The sequence below is a fragment of the Thalassospira profundimaris genome (assembly GCF_003326755.1).
Classification (GTDB): domain Bacteria; phylum Pseudomonadota; class Alphaproteobacteria; order Rhodospirillales; family Thalassospiraceae; genus Thalassospira; species Thalassospira profundimaris_B.
Map to the genome: position 1 here is coordinate 81,198 of NZ_JPWH01000018.1, position 6,943 is coordinate 88,140.

The window sequence follows — 6,943 nt, forward strand, 5'->3', positions numbered from 1 at the left end:
TACCTTTGAATTTAGTGTCTCTGTTGGTGGCGTGTTTTTAATTTCAGTCCCGACGAACACCCGAGAGAAACCCGTCAACGGCGGCTTTGAGCGAAATGCCCTGCTGGCTGAGTTCATCGGAAACCCGGGTGACTTCACGCGATGCAAGGTCAGATTCCTGCGACGCTTTGGCAACGCCGTCAATCGAAGAAATTACCGATTGTGTTCCGTTGGCGGCCGAATTGGCGCTTTGCGAAATTTCGGCCGTGGCACTGCCTTGCTGTTCGATGGCCGCCGCGATGCTGGCTGTCAGGGTGCTCAGTTCACTGATCGTCCGGGTGATGGTTTCGATGGCCTTGACGGCTTCAACGGTTTCACTCTGGACTTCGGCGATCTGGCAGCCGATTTCCTCGGTGGCACGGGCCGTTTGCGAGGACAGGTTTTTAACCTCGCCCGCCACAACGGCAAATCCCTTGCCTGCATCACCAGCACGGGCGGCTTCGATGGTGGCATTCAGGGCCAGAAGGTTGGTCTGTTCGGCAATACCGCTGATCAGGGCAACAATTTCGCCAATCTTGTTAACAGACTGGTCCAGATCCTGGATTTTACTGTTGGCGGCCCGCGCCTCGATAACGGCTTCCTCGGATTTGGTCAGGGCCGTTGCCGAATTGCGGCCAATTTCATCAATAGAGGAAGAAAGTTCGGTCGTGGCTGTTGATACGGTCGTCACGTCTTTTGAGGCACTTTGGGAATGACCTAAGGCATCACGACCAAGATCCCGTGTTTTTTCAGCAGCTGTTTTCATTGACTGCCCGGCGTGATCAAGGTGCCCCATAGAGGCATTGAGTTTTGCCAGAATATCGGTAATCTCACCTTCAAACTGTTCAGTAAGGTTTTGAAGTCTCTGGCTATATTCAAGTTGCTGGGCTTTCTTTTCTTCTTCTTGGCGCCGCATGTTGCGCCGTTCCTGGATATTTTTTTTGAAAATCGCCAGGGCACGGGCAAATTCACCGATTTCGTCGGTACGATCCGTCGAGGGAATGTCGGCAGTCAGGTCGTCGTCGGCAAGGCGCATCATGGTGGCCCGCACATCGTCAAGCTGGCGAATGACGCGACGAACAATAAACTGGCCGATAAGCCCGATCACCAGAAGAATGGCAATAGCGCGCAGAATCATGGAATTTCGCAGATCAGCAACAGGCGCCATAATTTCACTAACCCGTGCTTCGGCGATCATGGCCCAGGTGTTCTTCCCATATTGAATGGGTCTATAAGCCGCAACTTTTTCGATATTTTGGGCATCGCGATAGGTCATAACACCGCTATCACCGGCCAGGGCGGCTTCAACCGGAGCTGTTGCGTGCCGGGCCGTCAACACATCCCGGGAATGGTCCGCGCTATCTGTCATATTGCGATCAATCGTACGCAAAAACTTATCCGGCCCGACAAGATAAATCGAACCGGTTTCGCCCAAACCGGCAGGATCGGCGGTGACTTCACTGATTTCAGTCACCGGTTGCTCGACAACCAGATAACCACGCACATCACCCTTATCCGCCACAATCGGGGCCACGACAAAACGCGAAATCAGATCGGGAACATTGCGAACGAAGTCGCCAAAGGCAACCCGCGTATTGGCCGGGTTGGCCATCACACCTTTGATAAGGGTTGCCAGCGCCGGATAGGGGAAATTGACATCATCGATATTTCGCCCAAATTCATCCCGTTTATTGACGGAATAAATCACATCGCCGGTTAAGGACACCAGCATAAGGGAACGGTAATGGCGTTCGGTTGCAATTGCTCTTAGATCACCGTGGAAACGGTTATGATAACGGGTATAGGGCGTGCGCTCTTCCGGTTTGGTCAGTTCAGCACGCCTGTCTGCCGGGTTAGGGTTTTCGTCAATGAACAGGCGTCGCAGGTTTTGGGCGCCACCGTCGCCTTCCAGCGCCCAGCCCGATGCAAAACTGTCATCCGCTTCCCTGATTTGCAAGCTATTGGCAAGGCGCTCTACCGACTGGTTTTCTACTTTCAGCAACCGGTCAAGCGTTGATGTTCTGGCATCAAGCAAGGCCGTTAGTTTATCGGCAGACAATTTGCGAATATCGTTGGAAGCCAGCCAGTAATCGGCCGCCCCAAGCACCAGAATGGAAATCAGGGAACTGATGGCAACAAGCAATGGCAGCTTGACGGCCAGACGCATGTTTTTCTTGCGCGTATGGGCAACAAGGCCAGCAGCGGATGAACGCGGCATGGTGGACGACAACCTTTAAAATTACGACCGGTGGCAGGACACCGGTCGCTCATCATGGAAAAACAGATCAGGTTAGGCCTGGATGCCCGTTTTTACGGGCTGTTTTTTGTTTACCTGACGGACTTCGTTGCGGCGCAGATATTTCTCCACACCTTTGAAACCAAAGGTCAGTACATAGACAATGACCAAATAAATCACCCCGGCAGATATGAATGCTTCATAGGGCAGGGCGGTACGGGCAACGATTTTACGTGCGGCACCTGTCAATTCCATCATGGTGACGGTCGAGGCAAGGGACGTTGCCTTGAGCGTAAAAATGACGTCATTGGTATAAGCAGGCCAGATGATTTGCCACATACGAGGGAAAATGATCCGGCGGTAAGTGGTAAAGGGTGTCATGCCGCAGGCACGGGCGGCTTCAATTTCGCCACTGGGAACGTTATTAATGCCGCCACGCATGATTTCAGCGACATAGGCCGCCGTGTTAAGTACAAAGGTCAGCAGGCAATACCAGTAAGGGTTGCGTAGATAAGTCCATGTCCAGCTATCCTGAATGCCATCAATATTGGCAATTAACTGCCCGACGCCATAATACATCATGAAAAGCTGTGCAAGCAGCGGCGTGCCACGAAAAACATAGATGAAACTGAAAGGCACGGCCTGAACCCAGACCTTTTTGGAGGTGCGGGCTATGGCCAGCGGAATGGCAAGCAGGCTTCCGAAAATCACCGAGATAACCAGAAGCTGAAGCGTGAGCCCCAATCCCTGGATCAGCCAGCCGTGATATTTATCAAGAACATAAATCAGATCCTCAAACATGATCATGCCCTCGTAATACCGCGGGAGGCCCGCTTTTCAAGATAATGAAATGCAATCAGTGACACCGTGGTAAAGGCCAAAAACATCAGCATTGCGGTTAAATAAAAGGTAAAGGGCGCTTTTTCCGTTCCCGCACCAATTTGAGCCATGCGCAAAACTTCCTCGAGGCCAACAACGGAAATCAGTGCGGTGTCCTTGATCAGAACCTGAAACAGGTTATTTAACCCCGGCAGGGCAAAGCGCCAAAGCTGCGGCAATTTGATACGGTAAAAAATTTGTGTTGGTGTCATCCCACAGGCAATGGCGGCCTCGATCTGGCCTTTGGGAATGGCCAGCATGGCAGCCCGAAACACTTCGGAGGCAAAGGCCCCCTGAACCAGGGCCAATGCGGCAACACCGGACCAGAAAGCCGGAATATCAACGCGGGCGGATTCACCACTGATCAGTTCAGCAATTTTCTGAACCGCAATCGTGCCGCCAAAATAGATAAGTAAAATCACCAAAAGTTCCGGAATACCCCGGATAATAACGGTATAGCTTTCGCCAATCAGGCGCAGAACCTTGTGGCGTGACAATTTTGCCGATGCGCCAAGCAGACCGATAACAATCATAAAGGGCAGGACAGTCAGGCATAATTTGATGGTGACAAGCCCACCATCGATCATCTGGTCGCCACGCCCGTATAAATCAAACATGTTTTCTCTCGCAATCCTTGATGCCGGTTAGAAAAATAAAGAACCGGCAATAAGGGAAGGGCGACACCATTGTGCCGCCCTTTTTCCAGTCAATCACCGCGGATGCAGGTTGATATTCGGGAAATATTTTTTGTTCAGTTTTTCGTAAGAACCATTCGCCAGCATTTCAGCCAGGGCCTTGTTGAACATTTCTTTGAGGTCCTGGTCTTCTTTGCGCAGACCAATACCAACGCCTTCACCAAACCATTCAGCCGGTGCAAATGTGTCGGAAACGAAGCTGTAGCCTTTGCCTGCATCCGATTCAACCCACTTAACCAATACGCCGGAATCAGCGAGAGTTGCATCAATACGGCCAGCCGTCAGGTCAAGCAGGGCGTTATCCTGGGTGTCATACATGCGGATTTCCGCGTTCGGGAAGTTGTCTTCCAGGAAGTTTGCGTGTGTTGTGGAACGCTGAACACCAATGACCATCCCGTCAAGGGCGTGTTCCATAACCTTGCCGTCTTTATAGGCTTCGATCTTCATGCCGTCTTTGCCGACAAAAACAGCCGGCGTAATGCAATAATAGTTGGTGAAATCAATCGAACGCTTGCGCTCCTCGGTGATCGACATCTGGGCAATAATGGCGTCGTATTTTTTTGCCAGCAGGCCCGGAATAATGCCGTCCCAATCCTGGGCAACGATTTCGCATTCAACGCCTGCGGTTTTGCAAAGCTCTTTGGTGAAATCGACATCAAAACCTTGAAGATTGCCGTCTTTGTCAATAAAGTTGAACGGAGGATACGCACCTTCCGTTGCAACGACGACTTTGTCCCAGGCAGCACTTGCAGCAGATGCGCTAAGTGCAATACCAATAGCCGCAGCCGTTGCTGCCTTGATCCAGTTCTTCATTTACAGTCTCCCTTGTTGTAACGGAAAGGCAGCTTTTGCTGCATCTTCCCTGTCCGGTCTGCCACCGCCAACCGGTATATCCAGATCAGAAATCGCGCTGAAGAAATTGTTTCATGCGTTCCGATTTTGGATTCTCGAAAACCTCTTTCGGGTTTCCGGATTCTTCGACAATCCCCTGATGCAGGAACATGACCTTGTTTGACACCCCTTTGGCAAAACCCATTTCGTGGGTCACAACCAGCATGGTACGGCCTTCTTCAGCGAGGTCTGTCATCACCTTGAGAACTTCGCCCACCAGTTCCGGGTCAAGTGCCGAGGTTGGTTCGTCAAACAGCATCACTTCAGGTTCGATCGCCAGTGCGCGCGCAATCGCGGCACGCTGTTGCTGACCACCGGAAATATGACCGGGATAATAATCGCGACGTTCATACATGCCGACCTTGTGCAAAAGGGCGTCGGCACGTTCAATTGCCTGTTTGCGAGGCACGCCCAAAACATGAACCGGTGCCTCGATTACATTTTGCAAAATGGTAAGATGGCTCCAGAGATTAAAGCTCTGGAAAACCATTGCCAGCTTGGTTCGGATACGCTGAAGCTGTTTTTTATCGGCAGGTTCCTGGCCGCCATCGGCCAATGCGCGCATCTTGATCAATTCGCCATGCACATAAACATGGCCTGAATCGGGTGTTTCAAGAAGGTTTATGCAGCGCAGAAAGGTACTTTTACCCGACCCGGAAGAGCCAATAATGGAAATGACATCTCCGGTATTGGCAGTCATATCAATGCCTTTGAGCACTTCGTGATCACCAAAATTCTTGTGCATCCCCTCGACTTTAAGGGCGGGTGTTGCTGTGCTCATAACGATAAAAAGAGCTCCCTTTTGGTATCTTTGGCTTGTCCATAATATTTTGGAAACAGGGAGACCGCTAGCAATACTGCCATTTGATGATTCCCCCGAATATCGCTGTGCCTGCCAATAATGGCGCGTGATGAGCCCGTATTTCTACTGATTTTTTACATATCTATGAAGAAAAAGCGCAAACCCGGCAGTTATGCCGCCCTGTTTTGCGGTTTTTTGCAAAGATTCTGCCGTTAAGCGTGTTTCTGCGCAACAAAGTGTCTGCCTGCATTAAGGGCAGCGCGAATCACTGATTAAAGCGTAATCATACTAATCGGCATGGTGATTCGGGGAACAAATGACTGCCTCTTCAAATATAAGACAGGCCAGATTTGATTTGGCATCGCATAACTTGAAAAACGCACAACTTTAGAGCGATCTGCCTGATCCGTCAAAATCAGCAAACAATCACTTTTGAGCTGGTAATGCGGGGAAAATGGCGGCGCCAAGCCGATGAAAAAGAGAACCAAACATACGCTATTGCCCTACAAAATGATTAAACTGCCGTGATCACGTGGCGTCTCGCGGCAACCAAGAACCTCGGAGCGGACCTTCATGGCTGGCGCGGCAAAGGTCCACTCCGACCAAACTACCCAAGTATTGCGGCATAGAGAACAGCTGCTTGCACCACTACCATGCGACCGGACCGTCTTCGTCCGAAAATGTGCCAGTTGGTCCATCCGGTCCCGCCATCGCCAACCGTACCGCTTCTCGCGCGCCTTCCTCGATACTGCGCGCCCCGGAAAAGTTGTTAAGCGCGGTCGCCGTGTGGCCGGGACAAGCGATGTTGACCTTGATTCCTTCGTCTTCAAGCGCAAACGCAAATGCGAGCGATACCGCATGGGCCGCCGATTTCGATGTCGAATAGGTGCCGAACATTTTGCGATGATCGTTATCGGTCCTGGAATTCCAGGACAGCGATCCGCCTGTACTGCCTATATTGACGATCCGCGCCGCCTTGCTCTTGCGCAGCAGAGGCAACATCGCCTGCGTGACGGCGATGACACCAAAGACGTTCGTTTCCCAGACCTCACGAACCGCATCCATCGGTGCCTTGGTCAGATCGTTAAAGCTAAAGTCGGTCGGAAAAGGATCGCTGGACGAACCAGGCCGCACGATCCCGGCGTTGTTCACCAGCACGTCGAGACGATCGAACTCTGCGCCGATAAATGCAGCCGCCGCCTCGACAGAGGCTTGGTCCGTGACGTCGAGCTGAACGACATGAATGTCACCTTCGATTCCATTGGCGGCCTTTGCTCCCTTCTTCAGGTCACGCGCGCCAATGATCACTGTCAGGCCCTTTACGGCGAGCTCTGTCGCAATCTGAAGGCCGATGCCCTTATTGGCGCCGGTAACGAGGGCAATTTCCTTATTTGATGGTGTGGACGGCCCTCACAAACCGGC

The 6,943-nt window shown here is 51.7% G+C and carries 6 protein-coding genes; all 6 read right to left on the minus strand.

Translation table 11 applies throughout. The features are described 5' to 3' along the window. Window positions 1-43 precede the first annotated feature (43 nt). The 6 genes from TH25_RS18135 to TH25_RS18160 all read right to left on the minus strand — a co-directional run bounded on the left by TH25_RS18135 (window position 44) and on the right by TH25_RS18160 (window position 6,904). Window positions 44-2,236: a methyl-accepting chemotaxis protein gene (locus TH25_RS18135; RefSeq protein ID WP_114089712.1), complete on the minus strand. Its 2,193-nt coding sequence runs from the start codon at window positions 2,234-2,236 to the stop codon at window positions 44-46. Window positions 2,237-2,308: 72 nt separating this feature from the next. Continuing rightward, window positions 2,309-3,055: an ABC transporter permease gene (locus TH25_RS18140; protein WP_114089713.1), complete on the minus strand. Its 747-nt coding sequence runs from the start codon at window positions 3,053-3,055 to the stop codon at window positions 2,309-2,311. 2 nt (window positions 3,056-3,057) lie between these two features. Beyond that, on the minus strand, window positions 3,058-3,750 hold the full coding sequence (locus TH25_RS18145; protein WP_114089714.1) for an ABC transporter permease: 693 nt from the start codon (window positions 3,748-3,750) through the stop codon (window positions 3,058-3,060). Between the two features lie 93 nt (window positions 3,751-3,843). After that, on the minus strand, window positions 3,844-4,641 hold the full coding sequence (locus tag TH25_RS18150) for a lysine/arginine/ornithine ABC transporter substrate-binding protein (protein ID WP_114089715.1): 798 nt from the start codon (window positions 4,639-4,641) through the stop codon (window positions 3,844-3,846). An 85-nt stretch (window positions 4,642-4,726) separates the two neighbouring features. Then, a complete protein-coding gene (locus tag TH25_RS18155; protein ID WP_114089716.1) occupies window positions 4,727-5,500 on the minus strand; it encodes an ABC transporter ATP-binding protein in 774 nt (257 codons plus the stop codon). 669 nt (window positions 5,501-6,169) lie between these two features. Beyond that, window positions 6,170-6,904 (minus strand): SDR family NAD(P)-dependent oxidoreductase, encoded by a 735-nt coding sequence (locus TH25_RS18160; RefSeq protein ID WP_114089717.1) that lies wholly within the window; start codon window positions 6,902-6,904, stop codon window positions 6,170-6,172. Between the last annotated feature and the right edge of the window lie 39 nt (window positions 6,905-6,943).